Raw genomic sequence first — 17,372 nt, forward strand, 5'->3', positions numbered from 1 at the left:
AAATGAAAACAGCAGCACTCTATGGAGGTTCCTTTGACCCTCCTCATATTGGTCATGAGGCAGTAGTTAAAGCTCTTATAGATTTAGATTTTTTGGATGAGATTATACTTATGCCAACATATCTAAATCCATTTAAAGCAGCATCATGTGCACCAGCTAAACTACGCTTAGGCTGGTTAGAAAATATTTTTTCTAACTATAAAAAAGTTAGAGTGAGTTCCTTTGAAGTAGATATGAACAAAAAAGTTCCTACACTGAAAAGTGTTCAACATCTACTTAAAAATTATGAAAAAATATACCTAGTAATAGGTGCTGATAATTTAAAAAGTTTACAAGAGTGGTACAAGTACGAAGAGTTAAACAAGCTTGTAACATTCATAGTCGCATCAAGAGAAAATATAGATATACCTAAAGAGTTTATAAAAATAAACATAGATATAGATATCTCATCTTCTGAGCTAAGAAAAAAGATAGATATATCTAAGCTAGCAAAACAAAACTCTCAAGAGATTGCTACATACTATACAGAAACAATGAAGGAAAAAAATGCAAGATAGAATTAAAAAAATAACAGATCTACTAGATAAAAATAAAGCAGAGTCAATTGAAGTGTTTGATTTAAAAGAGAAAAACTACTTCGTCGATTATGCAATTATTGCTTCATCTTTAGGTACTAAACACACAACAGCTCTTTTAGATCACTTAAAAAATGGACTAAAACCAGAAGAAACTTTTAACAATGTAGACGAGAGTGGTGATTGGGTTGTTGCAGACCTTGGTGATATTCTTATCCACATCATGACCCCTGAGTATAGAGTAAAGTATGATATGGAAACATTTTTAAGTGAACTATCTACTGATACTACTTTGTAGTCTTAGTAAGCTTTTCTAATATATCTCTATAGTTATATATAGCTTCTACATACTTTACAGGTTCTGCTCCTCTAGCATATCCATATTTTAAATTTTTATAATATTTTTTTTGCGATAGGAGTGGAAGTACCTTTTTCAAATCACTCCAAACATTTTTATTAAGCCCCATTTTAGTAGCTAACTTTTGAGCATCTCTAACATGTCCTAATCCAATGTTGTAAGCCGCGAGTGCAAACTTAAGTCTATTCTCACCCTCAACCTTTTTAGGAACAAATTTTAGCATCTGTTTAATATGCCTTGTCCCACCAATTATACTTTGCTTGGGATCTAGTCGGTTTTTTACACCTAACATTTTAGCAGTACTTTTTGTAAGCATCATCAAGCCTCTTACTCCAGTAAAACTTTTCGCCTTAGCATTCCAATGTGACTCCTGATAAGAGATGCTAGCTATAAGAGTCCAAGGAATACTAAACTTTGTCCCTGCCTCTTGAAAATACTTTTTATATTTTGGTAGCCTCGTCTTAATGCGTTTATAAAACATCTTAGTACTATAGTAATCAAAAAACATAATATAAGAGTAGTAGTTATCTTCAAGCTCCCTCATTTTTCCCTTTTGATTAAAATCATTTAACCAAGCATACATATCAGCTTCTAACTTTTGAGAATCATCTGGTAAAATCCAAGCTAATTGTTCTCTCCCACTTATAGTAAATGCAAGTGCCATCTCAGGGTTATATCTTATATTTAATGAGTATATGTTTGAATCTGCAATCGTACAGTCTATCTCCTTTTTTGCAACATACTCTAGGAGCTCTTCGGTAGAGAAGTTAGGACTGATGGAAGCATTGATTTCAAAACCTTCACTTTTAAGCATTTGTATTGTCTCGCTGTAACTTGTCTCTTCTCCTACCATTAAAGAGACATTTTCTAAATCTTCTACATCTCTTGGAAACCTAGACTGAGATCTCATACTACGATTACAAACTACCTGTTGTTGTACTTCAAAATAAGAGGGGCCAAAGTTGTATAACTTCTCTCTTTCTTGTGTTTTTGTAATAGATGCAGAAGTTATGTGAATATTTGGATTGCGACTAAACTCTAAGGCTTCTTTAACCGTTCCAACCGTAGTAATATTAAGCTCAGCACCTAAATGGTCTGCATAATTTTTTAATAAATCATATTCAAATCCCTGTGGACCTTTTGGACCTATATAGTAGACTGTAGGGGAGTTTAGCATCACGACATTTAATGTTTTTGATTTGATTATTTTATCTAATGTGGTCTCTTTAACTATACGTTTATTTGGTATATAATTAGAGTGGCTTATCCACCCAAAAACAAAGAAGGACCCTGCAAAAAAGAGAGTCACTAAAACAAATGTAAGCTTATTCATTGCAGTAGTTTACATTTTTAAACTTATGCAAAAATAAATCTATTTACACCTTTTTCATATTCGTGAGCCAAAACTTCACCGTGAGATTTTAAAATGGAGTCAACCAAGTATAGACCCAATCCAAAGCTATTTTTAGATGGGTTGTCTTTTGTAAATGGTTCAATGTAGTACTGTAGAGGATGAGATAAGCACTCACCTCGACTCTCAAAACTTAACTCACCATTTATTATAAGTATTTTTATATGCATATCTGATGAGTACTTCATAGCGTTATCAATCATATTTTTTATAGCGGTAGTGTAGAGTCTATAATTAACAGTTCTCTTTACATCTCCGGATATATCCACACTTACACTACTTCTATCAACCATAGCCATATCGATTGCACCATCAATAATATCAACAAGTCGATACTCTTTAAAATCTTTTTTATTATCTAAACTTGTCACCTCTTCAATCAGAGCAAACTCATTTACAAGTGTTTCAAGACGGGCAAAAATTGATGTAAATCTATCTCTTTGTTTTTGAGTATTTAACATCTGCGTTGCTATTGTGCCTTTTGCTATTGGCGTTTTCAACTCATGCATTAGGTTTCTCAAAAAGAGAGTTCGTGACTCTAAAAGGTTGTTTATCTTTCCTTTTGTTGACTCTAGTTCATTAGAGACTAGACCTATCTCATCACAGTTATTTGTTTTAAACGATATCTCTCTATTTCCATCTCCAAAAAGTTCTATTTTTTTTCTCAAACGAATAAGTGGACGTAGTTTTTGAAGGACTAAAATAAAAGAGATAGATATGATTAAAAAAATCGTACTATATGCATAGAGTAGATTAATGTAGATGTAGCTTTTTAAATCTTCATCTTTTATGAGAAGTCCGGCATTTTTTGTTTGCATGAAAAAGTAAATATGGTTTTTATACTCTATCATTGTAGCACGAAGTTTTGTGATAGTATTTTTAGTGTATAACTCACCCTCGCTAAACATTAAAGATGCCTTTACACTTTCAAATCCTTCGCGTTTAAGTATCTCTCCACCCTTAACTACACGCTCTTGTTCAGCTTCATCTTTTACTATTTGCATCTTATAAACCGCAAGATTTGCATCAAGCATAATATCTGAGTTTTGGCGTTGTTGATGTTCTCTATATATTTGAGTTATAACGGAGTATTTTGTAAAGATATGGTCTATATACTGCTGTTTGTTAAGTTTATAAAACTCCCAAAATATTATACTTACACTTATAAGAGAGACACTAAGTGCAAATAAAACAGTGATTAAAACAGCATGTTGTTTCATTATTTTAGAAGTTTATATCCAACGCCGCGTACTGACTCGATAAGTGATTTATCACCTAATTTATTTCTAATGCGTCCCACCATCACGTCTATGCTTTTGTTTGAAGAGTCTTCATTAATTGCATTTACGTTATGGATTAAATCCTCACGTGAAACAACGAGGCCTTGCTTACTTATCATATACGAGAGAATCCCAAACTCAGCGTTTGTAAGATCAATATTTCTTCCCTTATAGGTAATAACCATAGTTGCTTTATCGCATCTAAAATCACTTTTAGATTCAGCTTTTTCTTCTGACTTTGCTTCGTATCTACGAAGTACAGAGTGTATTCTAGCTTCTAATTCTCTAGGGTCATAAGGTTTTGGAAGATAATCATCAGCCCCAAGTTCAAGTGCTTTTATCTTGTCTGTCACGTCACTTCTTGCAGAACTTATAATGATGGGGATATCTTGGCGTTCACGTATCGCTTCACATACTTCTAGTCCATCCATGCCAGGGAGAGTAAGATCCAAAATAACCAAGTTAAATGGCTCTAGCTTTAAGATACTCACAGCCTTAAAAGGATCATCTTCTGTTACTACTTCAAACTCAAATTGTTCAAGATACTCTGTAAGTATTTCAGCTAGTTCTAAATCATCTTCTATCATTAATATTTTTTGCATTCAATATTCCTTAGTTTAGCAATTCTAACAGATATGAAATAACAATAGGTTAATTTCTTTACTAACCTACCAATATAGTAGTAATGTTATAAACTATAAACGCCAAACTATATGCAGCAATTGACGTAAAAGCAAAAAGGTAGAAAAAGTACTTTATATGTCCCGCTTCACGAGTAAAGACTACCGAAGCGGCTAAACATGGAAGGTAAATCATAATGACCGTTATAAATGCTAACGCCGAAGCAAAAGAGATATTTTTACTTATGGCGTTTACTAAGGAGTTATTCTGCTCATCTACCTCAGAACCAAGCGCATATAAAACGCCAAGAGTAGATACAACAACCTCTTTTGCTGCAAGTCCAGTCTGCAATGCAACACTCATCTTCCAGTCAAAGCCTAATGGCTCAAATATTGGCTCAGAAAATTTACCAATAGTTCCTAAGTAGCTCTGTTCAAGTAGTTCCACAGATAGTTTGTTTTGAAGTTGTACTTTTTCTTCTTTACTGATACTCTTCTCTATTTTCGTGCTATATTCCTCTTCTAAAAGTAAATTATGCGGATAATTACTTAAAAACCATATTAACATAGAAGCTGCAGCTATATAAGTACCCGCCTTTTTAAGATACATCATCGTTTTTGTTAAAACCGTATGCCAGATAAGCTTCACAGATGGAAGTCTATACTTTGGCATCTCCATAACAAAAGGCTCATCTGCACCTTTAAACGCTGTAAGTTTTAGAACTTTAGCCGCGATCAAACCAAGTATAGCCCCACTAATATATATGATAAAAAGAATATTTCCTGCCATTTCAGGACTAAAAAATGCACCTGCAAAAAGAACATATACAGGAAGTCTAGCGCCACAGCTCATAAATCCAATGATAAAAAGAGTAAGTAGTCTATCTCTATCATTCTTTAAAATTCTAGCACTCATATAAGCAGGTATTGAACAGCCAAAACCAGTTACAAGGGGAATGAAACTTTGTCCATGAAGTCCAAACTTATGGAAAAATCCATCAAGTAAAAATGCTACTCTTGACATATAACCGGTACTCTCCAATAGAGCGATTCCAATAAAAAGAATGATGATATTTGGTACAAAAAGCACAACTGCACCAACACCCGTAATAATCCCATCTACTATTAAAGAGCGAATATCATCATTTGAAATGGTAGCACCTATAGTATCACCAAACCATCCAAAGAACATATCTATATACTCCATAGGAATAGCGCCTATTTCAAAAGTTAACTGAAAAAGGCTCCACATAAAAAAGAGAAAGATTGGTATTCCAAAAACAGGATGAATCAGCACACTATCTATCTTTTCAGTAGTAGTTTTTTCTTCACTTATGATATCTTGTTGCACAACTTCAGCAATTACACCACGGTTAAACGCTGAGTACTCTTCAGCAAACGCTTCTTTGATATCATCTGTGTCATGATGTAGCTCTATATGTTTTGAAGCCTCTATGAGGATGGGTTGCAGTTCTGTCCAGAGAGGTTTTTCATGAAGCTTACCATATGTGTCTTCGTTATTTTTTAAAAGATTTATTGCTATGTTTCTGTAACTATTTTCTGATCGAAACTTATGGCGTTTTAAATATTTAGCTATTTTTGTTACTTCTTCTTCTACTGCTTCACTAAATATCAGTTTTGATTCACTCTGAGTTGCTTCATGTTTTTGTATTACAGCATTTAAAAGCTCATTTATTCCCATTTTCTTTGCAGCTGAAACTCTCACACAGGGAGTGCCTATAAGTTCTGACATATACTTAGCATCTATGACAATATTTTCTTTTTCAGCTTCATCACTCATATTTAAAGCGATAACAACTTTTTTACTCATAGTAAGAAGTTCAGAAGTAAGCTGCAGGTTCTTTTCTAAGTTTGTTGAATCAACTACATTTATAATAAGGTCATAATCTTTTGCACGTAGATAGTTGTGCGTCACTTTCTCTTCAAGTGTATAGTTATTAAATGCATATGTTCCAGGTAAATCTACAACTGTAAAACTGTAGTTTTCATAATCAAATAGTACTTCAGTTTTATCTACTGTTACACCAGAAAAGTTTCCAACATGTAGATGTGCATTTGAGACAGAGTTGATAAGCATACTCTTACCTACATTTGGCTGCCCTACCAATGCAATTTTAATATGGTTAGCGATTATTGGACAGGCTTTTATTTCTTCATTCATATTTTTTCTACTTCTATTAATTGTGCTTCTTGAGCTCTGAGTGCTATTCTCATTTTTCCAACTTTAATCTCTACTGTACTTTTGCCAGGTGAGTGTTCTAAAACTTCTAAGATACTCGCTTTCATAATTCCAAAGGAGATTAACCTCTGCTTTAAGTCATCTTTTGCATTCAATTTAAGTACTTTAACGCGACAAGCTTTCTTGCAATCTATCAATGTTTTCATTATATTTCTTTATATTATTATTCTTGTAATTATAATCATTATCATTTAAATAAGAGCTTAAGATTATAGCCATGCTTAAAAGCACAGCTTAACTCTTAAAAATTATAATTTACCATTAACTGAACTCTATCCCAGTCGCTATCTGTCTTTATGTCACTATTTAGATCTGTAGAGATTGCATAAAGAGCGGAAACTAAAAACTCGTCATTTACATTATATTCAAAACCCATATTTTGCTCAGAAAGTTTTGCCTTAGCACCACTGCTGTCTGCTTTGCCATCAAAAAGTGCATAAGCATAGTAAAAGTGGAAATTATCTAGCTCATATCTAATTCCGCCAAGCAGTGCCGAAGCATCTCTATCTTGTGCAATCTCATCTATGATAAAAGTATCCATACTAGTAAATAGCGCTCCTCCACCTAAAGCGCTAAAACTGCTTTTTCCATTTTGTTTGTCAGCTCCATTATATGCAATACCAAATCCAATATCATAGGCTATTAATTCAACCAGTGCTCCATAAACATTTGCCCCAATGCCACTTCCTTGTAGCTGCGTTTCATTTAGATACTGAAGCACACCATGTAGTTGTATATTTTCTGCCATATCATGTTCTATTCCAGCTTCTAAATAGATAGCGTTTGTATACTCCGAAAAGTTATAGTACCATGCTTCAAATGTTAAATCTTCAGAGTATGAAGCTCCTGCAAATGTAACACCATTTTCTCCCGCTTCAATCCAGCCATCATCTACACCCGCATCTGTCCCCTGCCAAGAGTTCAGATGACCAGCCATAAATGCTATCTCTTTAAAGTCATAAGTGGCTATATATGCTTCAAATGTGTTATGAACCATTCTTATATCATCACTATCTGCAAGTGGCGTATCTATTACTTGTCGTCCTATTCTAAAGTTAAAATCATTATATTTGTAGTTTAGATATGCTTCACTAATTGTTGTATAGCTACCATTTACTGAAGAGAGTTCTGAATTTTGCTCTCCTATATTTTTATCCCCTGTAGCAAAAGGTATATCTTGAGAAGTCGATACTGCAACTCCTGCGTTAAAGCCATTGTACTCAGCAAGTTCGTACTTTAAAAGACCACCAATTGCCGTTGCATATGTGTCTACACTTGATGGAGCTTTATTCTTGTAACCTGCCCCCATAACTCTTAATGTTCCAGAGACCTTTCCTGCTTCAAACATATGTTTGAAGTTATCAACAACAGTCGGTTCTTTAGTCTCGTTTTTTCTTATGTCACTTACAACTTCTCTAACTGAGCGTGCTCTATCTTCTTTTTCTACACTCTGCACGACGTCATTTGATTGAGCTATAGTGCTTATTGTTAAAAATGTTAAACCAATTAAGGATTTTTTCTTCATATTATACTGTCCTTTATGATTTAAACTTTGAACTTTTCTATTTCACTATTAAGCTTGTTTGTAACATTTAACAGATGAGCAGATGCCTTAGACATTTGCATTGAACTTTGTGAATTACCTTCTGAATACTCATTAATTTTTAAAACTTCGTTTTTAATTTTATTCATATGCTCACCAGTAGTTACAAAGTTATTTGTAGTATCTTCATTAGATTGAACCGCAGCATCCATTACACTACTTACTGTTTCTATATCATCTTCTATATTTCTAGATACCACTGTCAAGTCTTCTATCTCTTTAGAATTTTTCTCCATCTGTGAGCTTGCTTCCATTATAGACTGGACTATGACATTAATAGTTGCAGATATTTCTGCTAAAGACTTCTGTGTTCTCTCTGCTAGTTTTCTTACTTCATCAGCAACAACTGCAAACCCACGACCATGCTCACCTGCACGAGCCGCTTCAATAGCTGCGTTTAGTGCAAGTAGATTTGTTTGGTCTGCTATGTCACTAATAACGGTAAGTACCTCTTTAACTTGATCTGCTTCTTGTGATAGTGTTTGAATTTTGTGTGTTAACTCTATCTCCACTTCAGATGTTTCTTGAACTTTTTGAGTTAACTTCACTATCTCTTCGCGTGCTTCATTGAGTTTTTCATTTGCATGAATAACTTCATCCTTAGTTTTTTTCGCCTCTTCTATATAGTCATCAATTTTACTCTGCACTTCTGTCGTTGAGTTTGATGTTTCTAAAACAATAGCACTAGAGTGGTTAATGTTGTCCTCCATAGTATTAGAGCTATTTGTTAGCTCCTCTGATATTGAAATATTTTGCATAGAAGTATTACTAATGGTTAAGAGAACCTTAGATACCTTATCTGTCATCGAGTTTAAAGAGCTCGCTATTTCAGAGACCTCATTTTTACCAATTACCTCTAGTTTTTGAGAAAAGTCAAGCTCTTCCATCTTTTGAAGATGTGCTTTTATAACTTGAATACCTCCAAGTATACTAGCAATAATACTAAATGATATAACAATAATTATAAGTAATATAATCCCTGAAATCAGTGACTTAATCTTCACATCAACGATCATACTCTCAACTTCATCTCCAGCAAAATCATTGTTTTCAAGGTTTTCATTCACCCATATTTCTAGTTGATTTGTCAGTTTCTCTGCATAAGGGTCTAACTCTAACATAAGCTTGTTACCCTCTGTTGCACCCTCTTTAATATAAACATTTGCCATTTTTTTACCTATCTCATAAAAGGCAGCAAAGTCTTTTTTAAATACTTTAACTTCAGAGGCTAAATCCGTGCCTTTGTTGTTTAAGATTAAGGAGTCTAAAACCTTGTTTGCTTGGATAAAGTAGTTCTCAGCCTCACTAAATCCATCATCAAAACCTTCATGAGCTCTTGTTGCTGATACATCTGTAAGCCATTGCTGAACTTGTATAACATCTATCTTTAGGTCCATCATTGCAAAGGCCTGAGGAAGTATTTTTGTTCTTTTTTCAGCCATTAACTCTTCAGTCTTAGATACATTTACATATATAATACTTGTGATAATTAATACAAGTAATAAAATAATTACCCCCGTACCCCACAGTAAATTATTCATTTTTACAGATCTTAACATTTAAACTCCTATGTTTATATTCGTTGTGCCATTTACTAATAATATTCCTACTTTCATTACATATTACTTAATCATATAACATTTAATTATAAAGTTACTTTCTGTTTAATATTTAGACTCATTTGCTATAATGTCAACACATATACTAACTAAGGATTTTAATGAACTTTTTATGGACATCATCTTCGCATTTTAACTTAGCAAACCTTTTTACCTTTGTAAATATAACAGCCGGTCTCATGGCGACTTATTTCATCACTCAAAACAATTTTTTTATAGCCATTATACTAGCTTGGATAGGTGGGGCTTTTGACATATTTGATGGTAAGATTGCGAGAAAGTACAAGCTCTCAAACGAGTTTGGAATTCAGTTAGATAGTTTTGCAGACTTTTTAAGTTTTGTACTTGTTCCCGTATTTTTAATTTTTCAAGCTGTTTATAGCACTTCATTAGGTAGCCTTAGTTTAGCCCTTGCATCAGTTATTAGCATTTACTATGTTATCTCAGGACTAAGACGATTGATTCACTTTAACTTAAACATAGATGCGGGAGAGGTTGATAAGTACTTTACGGGAGTGCCTACACCACTAGGTGCGATTTTACTCTGGCTGGTTTATCTAGCAAACAGCTATGAAGTGCTACCTGCTTTTGGCGTTATAGCTCTTATGGGAGCTATAGGATGGAGTCTTAACTCAAACATAAAAGTAAAACATCCTTAAGTAAAAAGTTTTATTTGCTATTTACGCCGTACTTTCCACTACCTAACAAGAAAAGCAGTATGCTCATTATTAAAAAAAGTAGTGGCGATTCTATTGCGAGTCCACCATATTTCGAGAGTGAAAGTGAAAATCCATAAGCTAAAAATATAGCCATAAGCATATTAATGCCCATTACTAATGAAGCAACTCTAGCATAAAGCCCAAGAATGATAAATATAGGAGCGATAATCTCTCCTATATAAACACCATATGCTATAAACTCTGGTAGTCCTGAGTTAGTAACCATACTTTTTACTCCGCCTATTCCATGTATCACCTTATGTACACCATGAAACAGCATTAAACCACCAAGAGTCAGTCTTAGTAATAGTTTTGCAATATCAGAATTAGTTGGCATTTTTTTCCTTTAGTTTAAATTTACAACTTCCCACGCTTATGGTTTTTCCAGACTTAATTGCCTCTTTCACATACATAAGTGTTCCCGATGGATCCGCATCTCCTACCTCTTCAGTAATAATTCTTAGAAGGTCTTTCTCATTTGTATCTGTCCAAATTTTTTCATAACTGTATTGTGTTTGAATATTCATAACTGTATACTACCTAAATATTGACAATAACTATGACTCATCTTCACTGCTTATTGAGAGCTCTTTTTTAGGTTTAATTCCAAGTTTGACTATATTTTCAGCCCTTCTTATCACATTTCCCCTGCCAGTTGAGAGTCTATTCATCGAAGTATCATACGAATCTTGCGCTTTTTGTAAATGAGTTCCCACTTTTTTCATCTCTTCGACAAAACCTACAAGCTTTTCATACATTGCTTCTGCTTCGTCTGCTATTTTTTTCGCATGTTCTTCTTGGCGTTGCGTTCTCCAGATATGCTCTATCGTTCTTAATGTAACCAGAAGTGTAGATGGTGAAACTACTAGTATGTTGTTTTCATAGGCCGTTTTAAAGAACTCTCCATCTTGTTCTAACGCAAGTAAAAAAGCACCTTCTATAGGCATAAAGAGCAGAACAAAATCAAGTGTATTTACACCTATAAGCTTTTCGTACTTCTTCTCTCCCAAACCTTTTATATGGGTAGATATGCTCAAGATATGCTCTTTAAGCGCCTTTGACTTGTCTATAGGGTCCTCAGAGTTTATAAACCTTTCATATCCAACTAGAGAAACCTTAGAATCAATTATGATGTCGCGTTCTTGTGGCATATGTATCACTACATCTGGTCTATATGTTTTGCCCTCATTAGATTTGAGCGTAGCTTGTAGTTCATATTCTATGCCACTGCGAAGTCCTGATTGTTCAAGTATACGCTCTAAAACGATCTCTCCCCAATTACCCTGAGTTTTATTCTCACCCTTAAGAGCATTTGTAAGATTATGGGCGTCATGGGAGAGTTGCATATTCATCTGTTTTAAACGCAGTAGTTCATCTTTAAGCTGTATGGTATCTTTTGTTTGAGTATGAAACTGCTCTTTTGCTTGGGTGGAAAAGTTTGTAATTTGCTCACGAAATGGCTTTAAAAGAAGCTCAAGTTGTTCTTTATTGGAGTTACTAAATTGTTTTGTTTTATCTTCAAATATTTTATTTGCCAGAAGCGTAAACTCTTTGGAGAGTTCATCTTTAGCGTTTTGAAGAACATTTAGTTTTTCGTTTGATGATTTTATCTCTGATTCATATCTAGTTTTTAGCACTGCATTATCTAAAGACAAAGCCTCTTTCATACTTTTTATGCCCTCTAACTCATCTGCTAAGTTCAAATTATTTTCATTTAACTCTTCTACTGAGATTAATAAATTTTTACTTATATCTTTTTCTCTAAGGTAGAGATATAGTATCACTAAAAAAAGGCTTAAACCTAAAATCATCAAAATCATAGATAAGTCAAACTGCATAAAAAATCCTAAATGTAAATTTGAATAATTATACACAATATGAGCTATATATCTATATTAGATTGCAAAATGAAATAATAGGCTCTAAATTAGGGCACTTCTAGTAGCATTATAAACTTAGATAATTAAATGTATATATATCTTTAATTATTATATAGGTAAATTTGGGTATAATTCGCGAAATAGTTAAGGGGAAGATGCCTGATTAAGTTACTAAGCACACAAAATTTGTATTGCTTGTATCATCTCCTTATATTAAAAGGATAATGATGCAAGAAAATGCACAAACGCAACAACCACAAACAGAGGCCCCAGAAGTAGAAGAAAAACTTTTAACTTTTGATGAGTTAGGTTTAAAACCAGAGTTATTAAAAAGTGTAAAATTCGCAGGGTTTACAACTCCATCTCCTATTCAAGCACAAGCTATCCCCGTTGTTATTGCTGGAAAAGACATGGTTGGACAAGCTCACACAGGTACAGGTAAAACTGCCGCTTTTAGTTTACCAGCTCTTCACAATATGAAACTAGACGGTTCAGTTGAACTACTTGTTATAACGCCAACGCGTGAACTTGCTACACAAGTAAGTGATGAAATATTTAAGTATGGTAGAAACTTAGGAGCTAAAACTGTAACAGTATTTGGTGGTAGCTCATACAAACGCCAACTCGATCTAATAGCTCGTGGAGCTTCAGTTGTAGTTGCTACTCCTGGACGTATGCTAGACATTCTTAAACGCGGAATGATTCCTGACTTTGCACCATCAACAGTAGTTCTTGATGAAGCTGATGAGATGCTAGATATGGGATTTTTGGATGATATCAATGAAATTTTCACATATCTTCCATCAAACCGTCAGACTCTACTTTTCTCAGCTACTATGCCAGCACCCATTAAAACGCTAGCGAGTAGAATTTTAAAAGACCCTGCGTTTATATCTATCACTAAGGGTGAAACTACAAATACTGATATTGAACAAGAGTACTATGTGATAGATGAGCATGAGCGTGATGATGCTATCATTCGTCTTATGGACTCAGAGACTACAGATAAGTCAATAGTATTTTGTAGAACAAAATCTGAAGTAGATAGACTAAGCAATGTTCTTTCAAATGCTGGATACTTAGCAAATGGACTTCATGGAGATATGGAGCAACGCCAACGTGAGACTGTAATTAAAGGTTTCAAACAAAACTCAGTAAAAGTACTTGTTGCTACTGATGTTGCAGCACGTGGTATACATGTAAATAATATCTCTCATGTATTTAACTACCATATTCCATTTGACCCTGAGTCTTATGTTCACCGTATCGGTAGAACTGGTCGTGCTGGAACTAAGGGTAAGGCTATAACGCTTCTTACTCCATTAGAGTTTAAAGAACTTCAGCGTATTAAGCAAAAAGTTGGAACTTCAATGGCTCATGCTTTTGTTCCAAGTAAGAATGACCTAAGAAGCTCTACTATCGATACAATGGTAAAAACTATTGAAGATCAACATATATATGATGAAGCACATAAAGTTCTTGACCGTCTTAAAGAAGATATAGATGAAGAGACTATTATGTATAAACTTATCTCTATGATTTTAGATAAGCAAGATATCAAAGGGCCAAGTAACATTGGTATTCCTGCTGATAAACTTGACGCTATTTTAGCTCGCGCTGCTCAACGTGGTGGTGGAAATAGTCGTGGATACCGTGGAAATAGAAATCGTTCTGGTGGCGGAGGTGGTGGCGGAAACCGTAGTCGTTCTGGTGGTGGAGGCGGTGGATACCGTGGAAACAAAGAAGGTGGAAGCGGAGATAGAAATCGCTCTGGCGGTGGAAGAAGTTCAGGTGGTTACAAAGGTAACCGCGACTAAACTTCCAAAGTAGAAGTTTAACTTCTACTCACACTTGCATATTTAACCTCTATTAACTCCCAACTTCCCTATCATCTAAATCTAAAATTTATACTATTGTAGCAATAAAATACATTCATTGACATCATATAAATTCAACTCCATTTAATGTATAAATAATATACTTATAACACAAGGAATATGAATGAAAAATAAAATAATTTATGAAGACTTTAGTCTCTACGTAGAAAAAGAGGAGAGTGAGATTCCTTGGTTAAAAATATTTACAAAAGAACCGTATAAAGAGCTTGGCGATGTACCTGAAAAGTTTCGCTTAAAGCTTTGGAGAGTCTATGACATCATAGAGTATGAAATGCAGCAATACTATCACCCGAAGAAGATAAATATGGCATCGTTTGCAAACCAAGTTCCTCGAGTACATATCCATGTAATGGCACGCTTTGAAAATGACAGTTATTATCCAAACACAATGTGGGGAGAGAAGCTACGTGAAGGAAACCTCAAACTTCCAGATGAAGCAGGTTTTCATAAAAGAGTTTTTAACGCTCTACAAAAGCTTTAAACTATAATTGGTGTAAGTTATTTCAAGTCTCGTGTCGGTAAGTTAAAATTCTCAATTTTATTCAAGTTCAAGGCGGATTTTAGTTTTATCGAGGAGCTTATTAAAGTAAGTGACGAAATAAAACTAAAATCCAACGAAGAAATTGGATAAAAGTGTTATTTTAACGGTGAGAAAGGGACTAGAGCTGAACCCCATGTTAACCCTCCACCAAAAGCATCAAGAAGCATCAACTCCCCTGCTTTAAGTGTTCCATTTTCATATATATCATTCATAGCCATAGGGATAGAAGCTCCCGAAGTATTTCCATACTTAGAAACTGTTAAAACAACTTGCTCATCTCTCATTTTAAGAGCATCACCAACTGCTTTTATGATTCTATAGTTAGCTTGATGCGGAATGAAGTGCTTTATAGAGTCACTTTCAATATTGTTATCTGCAAGTATCTCTTTAACGTCTTTTGTAAGTGTACGTACGGCTACTTTAAAGGTCTCATTTCCTTTCATCTGCATAAAACAGCCATTAGCTTCTTGAGTTAAAGAATCATGCTCTGAACCACTTCCACCATTTGGTGTCATAAGAAGGTCAGCATATTCGCCATCAGCACCGGTGTGAACGTCTATAATAGCTTCGTCTTTGTTATCTGTAGCGCTAATAACTGCTGCCCCAGCACCATCACCAAATAAAATACAAGTTCCACGATCACTATAGTCTGTAATAGAGGAGAGTTTTTCTGCACCAATTATAAGTACATTTTTCTTCATGCCAGATTCTATAAAAGCTTTAGCGATAGAAAGAATGTAAACAAATCCAGTACAAGCTGCAGAGATATCAAACGCAGTAACATTCTTGAGTCCGAGTTTTGTAGAGATGATAGTGGCAGTTGATGGCATACAGAAGTAGTCTGGTGAGATTGTCGCACAAACAACCATATCTATCTCCGACTTATCAATTCCACTTCTTTGTATAGCGAGCTCTGCAGCTTTTGCACCTAAATCACTCGTATACTCATCTTTAGCAGCGATATGTCGTTCTTTAATGCCTGTACGTTTAGTTATCCACTCATCAGAAGTGTCAACCATTTTAGAGAGTTCTTCATTAGTCAAAACTTTCTCAGGTACATATGCCCCTATAGAGCGAAATGCTGCATAAGCCATTATGATTCCTTTTGTTTTAACTCTTGCACTCTTGCAATTATATGCTCGTTGACACCAGTATCTACATAGTTAATAGCTTGATAAATAGCATTTTCAATCGCTTTTGAGTTACTTTTACCGTGACTGACTATTGCGCAACCTTTAATACCAATAAGTGGAGCACCACCAATTTCAGCATAATCAATCTCTTTTTTAAGAAGTTTAAATACTTTTCTCATAAGAAGTGCGCCAGTAATTGCGATTGGAGATTTTCTAATATAGTCTTTAATAAGCTGGCTTATTGTTGAAGCAACGCCTTCACTCGTTTTAAGGACTAGATTTCCGATAAAGCCATCGCATGTTATAACATCGCATGAGCCATTGAAGATGTCTCCACCTTCAACATTACCTTTAAAGCCTGGGTAGCCATCTAAAAGTTTATAAGCTGCTTTTGTGACTTCGTTTCCTTTTGAGGACTCTTCACCATTTGCTAAAAGTCCTATACTAGGATTTTTAATCTTTAAAACATCCTCAGCATAGCATCCACCCATAATGGCAAACTCAGCTAAGTGTTCAGGTTTTGAGTCAACATTTGCTCCAACATCCAAAAGCACAGAACGTCTTCCAGTTTTTGTTGGCATAAGTGTAACAAGAGCCGGACGAGAGATTCCCCAAAGACGACCGAGTCTTAATGTAGCAAGAGTCATAGTGGCACCACTGTGTCCTGCAGATACTATTCCATCTGCTTCACCATTTCTTACTAACTCTACTGCTTTGTAAATAGTGCTATCTTTGCGTTTAACTGCATCAGTTGCTGCATCACTCATAGAAATAACGTCATTAGTGTCTATAATTAAAATCTTATCTTTATAACGTTTTGGTAACAGAGATAAAATTTCTGATTTATTACCTACTAAAATAGGTTCAAATGATCTTCTTTTAAGTGCGGCTATACAACCCTTAACAATTGGGTCAGGACCAAAGTCCCCACCCATCGCATCAATAGCAATTTTTACCATTGACTATTTGTACTCACCAGTAGTTGGGTTAAGGTGGTGTGGTAATTTGTATGTTCCATCTTCACATTTAACTGGTTTTGCTAATGTAATTTTATAGTGAGTTCTTCTTTTCGCTGAACGTGAATGAGATACTCTTCTCTTAGGTACTGCCATAGTAGTAATTCCTTTCTTTTTAAGTTTTAGTTTGAGTGTTTACACTCATCGCAACTGTGATAGTCACTTCTGATAAGTTCAATCTCAGAGTTTAAAAGCTCTTCGATATCTGCTATACCATCCAAAGACTCAACGACATCAAGTTCGATCTCGCTTGCATCTTCATATATACCATCAGATATAAAAAATTCTATATCTTCATTAACTGGTAGTTTAAATTCTTCTGCACAAATATCACACGATTTTTCCACTAATCCATTAAGATTAGCTTTTAGCAAAATTAATTTGCCTGAATGATACTCTAAATAACCTTTAAAAGTTATTTCATTAGTTTTTACTTCAAAATCTAATGGAGTTTTTGTT

19 protein-coding genes are annotated in these 17,372 nt (G+C 34.5%); 5 read left to right on the top strand and 14 right to left on the bottom strand.

Annotation, left to right across the window (positions count from 1 at the left end; translation table 11 throughout):
- Positions 1–2: 2 nt before the first annotated feature.
- Together nadD and rsfS are read left to right on the top strand one after the other, a co-directional pair.
- Positions 3–557: a nicotinate (nicotinamide) nucleotide adenylyltransferase gene (gene nadD, locus GJV85_RS11165; protein WP_207561456.1), complete on the top strand. Its 555-nt coding sequence runs from the start codon at positions 3–5 to the stop codon at positions 555–557.
- On the top strand, positions 547–873 hold the full coding sequence (rsfS, locus tag GJV85_RS11170; RefSeq protein WP_207561457.1) for a ribosome silencing factor: 327 nt from the start codon (positions 547–549) through the stop codon (positions 871–873). Before nadD ends, rsfS begins: the two co-directional genes overlap by 11 nt.
- Here the strand turns inward: rsfS and mltF are convergent.
- The 7 genes from mltF to GJV85_RS11205 all read right to left on the bottom strand — a co-directional run bounded on the left by mltF (position 863) and on the right by GJV85_RS11205 (position 9,666).
- On the bottom strand, positions 863–2,266 hold the full coding sequence (gene mltF / locus GJV85_RS11175; RefSeq protein WP_207561458.1) for a membrane-bound lytic murein transglycosylase MltF: 1,404 nt from the start codon (positions 2,264–2,266) through the stop codon (positions 863–865). The two genes, rsfS and mltF, sit on opposite strands and share 11 nt — an antisense overlap.
- 23 nt (positions 2,267–2,289) lie before the next feature.
- Complete coding sequence (locus GJV85_RS11180; protein ID WP_207561459.1) at positions 2,290–3,564, bottom strand: ArsS family sensor histidine kinase; 1,275 nt, start codon at positions 3,562–3,564, stop codon at positions 2,290–2,292.
- Positions 3,564–4,226, bottom strand: a complete 663-nt coding sequence (locus GJV85_RS11185; protein ID WP_207561460.1) for a response regulator transcription factor — start codon at positions 4,224–4,226, stop codon at positions 3,564–3,566. Before GJV85_RS11185 ends, GJV85_RS11180 begins: the two co-directional genes overlap by 1 nt.
- Before the next feature lie 61 nt (positions 4,227–4,287).
- Complete coding sequence (feoB, locus tag GJV85_RS11190) at positions 4,288–6,426, bottom strand: ferrous iron transport protein B (protein ID WP_207561461.1); 2,139 nt, start codon at positions 6,424–6,426, stop codon at positions 4,288–4,290.
- Positions 6,423–6,650 carry a FeoA family protein gene (locus GJV85_RS11195; RefSeq protein ID WP_207561462.1) on the bottom strand — a complete coding sequence of 76 codons (228 nt, stop codon included), beginning with the start codon at positions 6,648–6,650 and terminating at the stop codon, positions 6,423–6,425. Before GJV85_RS11195 ends, feoB begins: the two co-directional genes overlap by 4 nt.
- A gap of 95 nt (positions 6,651–6,745) precedes the next feature.
- On the bottom strand, positions 6,746–8,029 hold the full coding sequence (locus GJV85_RS11200; protein ID WP_207561463.1) for an OprD family outer membrane porin: 1,284 nt from the start codon (positions 8,027–8,029) through the stop codon (positions 6,746–6,748).
- A 20-nt stretch (positions 8,030–8,049) separates the two neighbouring features.
- A complete protein-coding gene (locus GJV85_RS11205) occupies positions 8,050–9,666 on the bottom strand; it encodes a methyl-accepting chemotaxis protein (RefSeq protein WP_207561464.1) in 1,617 nt (538 codons plus the stop codon).
- Positions 9,667–9,827: 161 nt separating this feature from the next.
- Between GJV85_RS11205 and GJV85_RS11210 the strand changes: the two genes are divergently transcribed.
- Positions 9,828–10,385, top strand: a complete 558-nt coding sequence (locus tag GJV85_RS11210) for a CDP-alcohol phosphatidyltransferase family protein (protein ID WP_207561465.1) — start codon at positions 9,828–9,830, stop codon at positions 10,383–10,385.
- Between the two features lie 10 nt (positions 10,386–10,395).
- Here the strand turns inward: GJV85_RS11210 and GJV85_RS11215 are convergent, their stop codons facing one another.
- From GJV85_RS11215 to GJV85_RS11225, 3 genes are read right to left on the bottom strand one after another with little or no spacing between them, the layout of a single operon-like run.
- Entirely contained in the window at positions 10,396–10,782 is a 387-nt protein-coding gene (locus GJV85_RS11215; RefSeq protein ID WP_207561466.1) for a DoxX family protein, read from the bottom strand.
- Positions 10,772–10,972, bottom strand: a complete 201-nt coding sequence (locus GJV85_RS11220) for a hypothetical protein (protein WP_207561467.1) — start codon at positions 10,970–10,972, stop codon at positions 10,772–10,774. The genes GJV85_RS11215 and GJV85_RS11220 overlap by 11 nt, the downstream gene beginning before the upstream one ends.
- A 30-nt stretch (positions 10,973–11,002) precedes the next feature.
- Positions 11,003–12,283: a DNA recombination protein RmuC gene (locus GJV85_RS11225; RefSeq protein ID WP_207561468.1), complete on the bottom strand. Its 1,281-nt coding sequence runs from the start codon at positions 12,281–12,283 to the stop codon at positions 11,003–11,005.
- A 269-nt stretch (positions 12,284–12,552) separates the two neighbouring features.
- On the opposite strand from GJV85_RS11225, the gene GJV85_RS11230 reads away from it, so the two are divergent.
- A complete protein-coding gene (locus tag GJV85_RS11230) occupies positions 12,553–14,142 on the top strand; it encodes a DEAD/DEAH box helicase (protein WP_207561469.1) in 1,590 nt (529 codons plus the stop codon).
- A gap of 184 nt (positions 14,143–14,326) precedes the next feature.
- The gene (locus GJV85_RS11235) at positions 14,327–14,704 is read left to right on the top strand and encodes an HIT domain-containing protein (RefSeq protein WP_207561470.1); all 378 of its coding nucleotides are present in this window, start codon (positions 14,327–14,329) and stop codon (positions 14,702–14,704) included.
- Between the two features lie 155 nt (positions 14,705–14,859).
- Here the strand turns inward: GJV85_RS11235 and GJV85_RS11240 are convergent, their stop codons facing one another.
- Genes GJV85_RS11240 through GJV85_RS11255 form a run of 4 tightly spaced genes read right to left on the bottom strand, consistent with a single transcriptional unit; the run spans position 14,860 to position 17,287 of the window.
- A complete protein-coding gene (locus tag GJV85_RS11240; RefSeq protein WP_207561471.1) occupies positions 14,860–15,858 on the bottom strand; it encodes a beta-ketoacyl-ACP synthase III in 999 nt (332 codons plus the stop codon).
- On the bottom strand, positions 15,858–16,856 hold the full coding sequence (plsX, locus tag GJV85_RS11245; protein WP_207561472.1) for a phosphate acyltransferase PlsX: 999 nt from the start codon (positions 16,854–16,856) through the stop codon (positions 15,858–15,860). The genes GJV85_RS11240 and plsX overlap by 1 nt, the downstream gene beginning before the upstream one ends.
- A 3-nt stretch (positions 16,857–16,859) precedes the next feature.
- A complete protein-coding gene (gene rpmF / locus GJV85_RS11250; RefSeq protein WP_207561473.1) occupies positions 16,860–17,009 on the bottom strand; it encodes a 50S ribosomal protein L32 in 150 nt (49 codons plus the stop codon).
- Positions 17,010–17,035: 26 nt separating this feature from the next.
- A complete protein-coding gene (locus GJV85_RS11255) occupies positions 17,036–17,287 on the bottom strand; it encodes a DUF177 domain-containing protein (RefSeq protein ID WP_242689784.1) in 252 nt (83 codons plus the stop codon).
- Positions 17,288–17,372 lie beyond the last annotated feature (85 nt).

Source organism: Sulfurimonas aquatica (assembly GCF_017357825.1).
Lineage (GTDB): Bacteria > Campylobacterota > Campylobacteria > Campylobacterales > Sulfurimonadaceae > Sulfurimonas > Sulfurimonas aquatica.

What these genes read in the sequence shown, in the direction of transcription:
- nadD (WP_207561456.1), top strand. Translation starts at nt 3, where the DNA reads ATGAAAACAGCAGCACTCTATGGAGGTTCCTTTGACCCTCCTCATATT.
- rsfS (WP_207561457.1), top strand. Translation starts at nt 547, where the DNA reads ATGCAAGATAGAATTAAAAAAATAACAGATCTACTAGATAAAAATAAA.
- mltF (WP_207561458.1), bottom strand. Translation starts at nt 2,266, where the DNA reads ATGAATAAGCTTACATTTGTTTTAGTGACTCTCTTTTTTGCAGGGTCC.
- GJV85_RS11180 (WP_207561459.1), bottom strand. Translation starts at nt 3,564, where the DNA reads ATGAAACAACATGCTGTTTTAATCACTGTTTTATTTGCACTTAGTGTC.
- GJV85_RS11185 (WP_207561460.1), bottom strand. Translation starts at nt 4,226, where the DNA reads ATGCAAAAAATATTAATGATAGAAGATGATTTAGAACTAGCTGAAATA.
- feoB (WP_207561461.1), bottom strand. Translation starts at nt 6,426, where the DNA reads ATGAATGAAGAAATAAAAGCCTGTCCAATAATCGCTAACCATATTAAA.
- GJV85_RS11195 (WP_207561462.1), bottom strand. Translation starts at nt 6,650, where the DNA reads ATGAAAACATTGATAGATTGCAAGAAAGCTTGTCGCGTTAAAGTACTT.
- GJV85_RS11200 (WP_207561463.1), bottom strand. Translation starts at nt 8,029, where the DNA reads ATGAAGAAAAAATCCTTAATTGGTTTAACATTTTTAACAATAAGCACT.
- GJV85_RS11205 (WP_207561464.1), bottom strand. Translation starts at nt 9,666, where the DNA reads ATGTTAAGATCTGTAAAAATGAATAATTTACTGTGGGGTACGGGGGTA.
- GJV85_RS11210 (WP_207561465.1), top strand. Translation starts at nt 9,828, where the DNA reads ATGAACTTTTTATGGACATCATCTTCGCATTTTAACTTAGCAAACCTT.
- GJV85_RS11215 (WP_207561466.1), bottom strand. Translation starts at nt 10,782, where the DNA reads ATGCCAACTAATTCTGATATTGCAAAACTATTACTAAGACTGACTCTT.
- GJV85_RS11220 (WP_207561467.1), bottom strand. Translation starts at nt 10,972, where the DNA reads ATGAATATTCAAACACAATACAGTTATGAAAAAATTTGGACAGATACA.
- GJV85_RS11225 (WP_207561468.1), bottom strand. Translation starts at nt 12,283, where the DNA reads ATGCAGTTTGACTTATCTATGATTTTGATGATTTTAGGTTTAAGCCTT.
- GJV85_RS11230 (WP_207561469.1), top strand. Translation starts at nt 12,553, where the DNA reads ATGCAAGAAAATGCACAAACGCAACAACCACAAACAGAGGCCCCAGAA.
- GJV85_RS11235 (WP_207561470.1), top strand. Translation starts at nt 14,327, where the DNA reads ATGAAAAATAAAATAATTTATGAAGACTTTAGTCTCTACGTAGAAAAA.
- GJV85_RS11240 (WP_207561471.1), bottom strand. Translation starts at nt 15,858, where the DNA reads ATGGCTTATGCAGCATTTCGCTCTATAGGGGCATATGTACCTGAGAAA.
- plsX (WP_207561472.1), bottom strand. Translation starts at nt 16,856, where the DNA reads ATGGTAAAAATTGCTATTGATGCGATGGGTGGGGACTTTGGTCCTGAC.
- rpmF (WP_207561473.1), bottom strand. Translation starts at nt 17,009, where the DNA reads ATGGCAGTACCTAAGAGAAGAGTATCTCATTCACGTTCAGCGAAAAGA.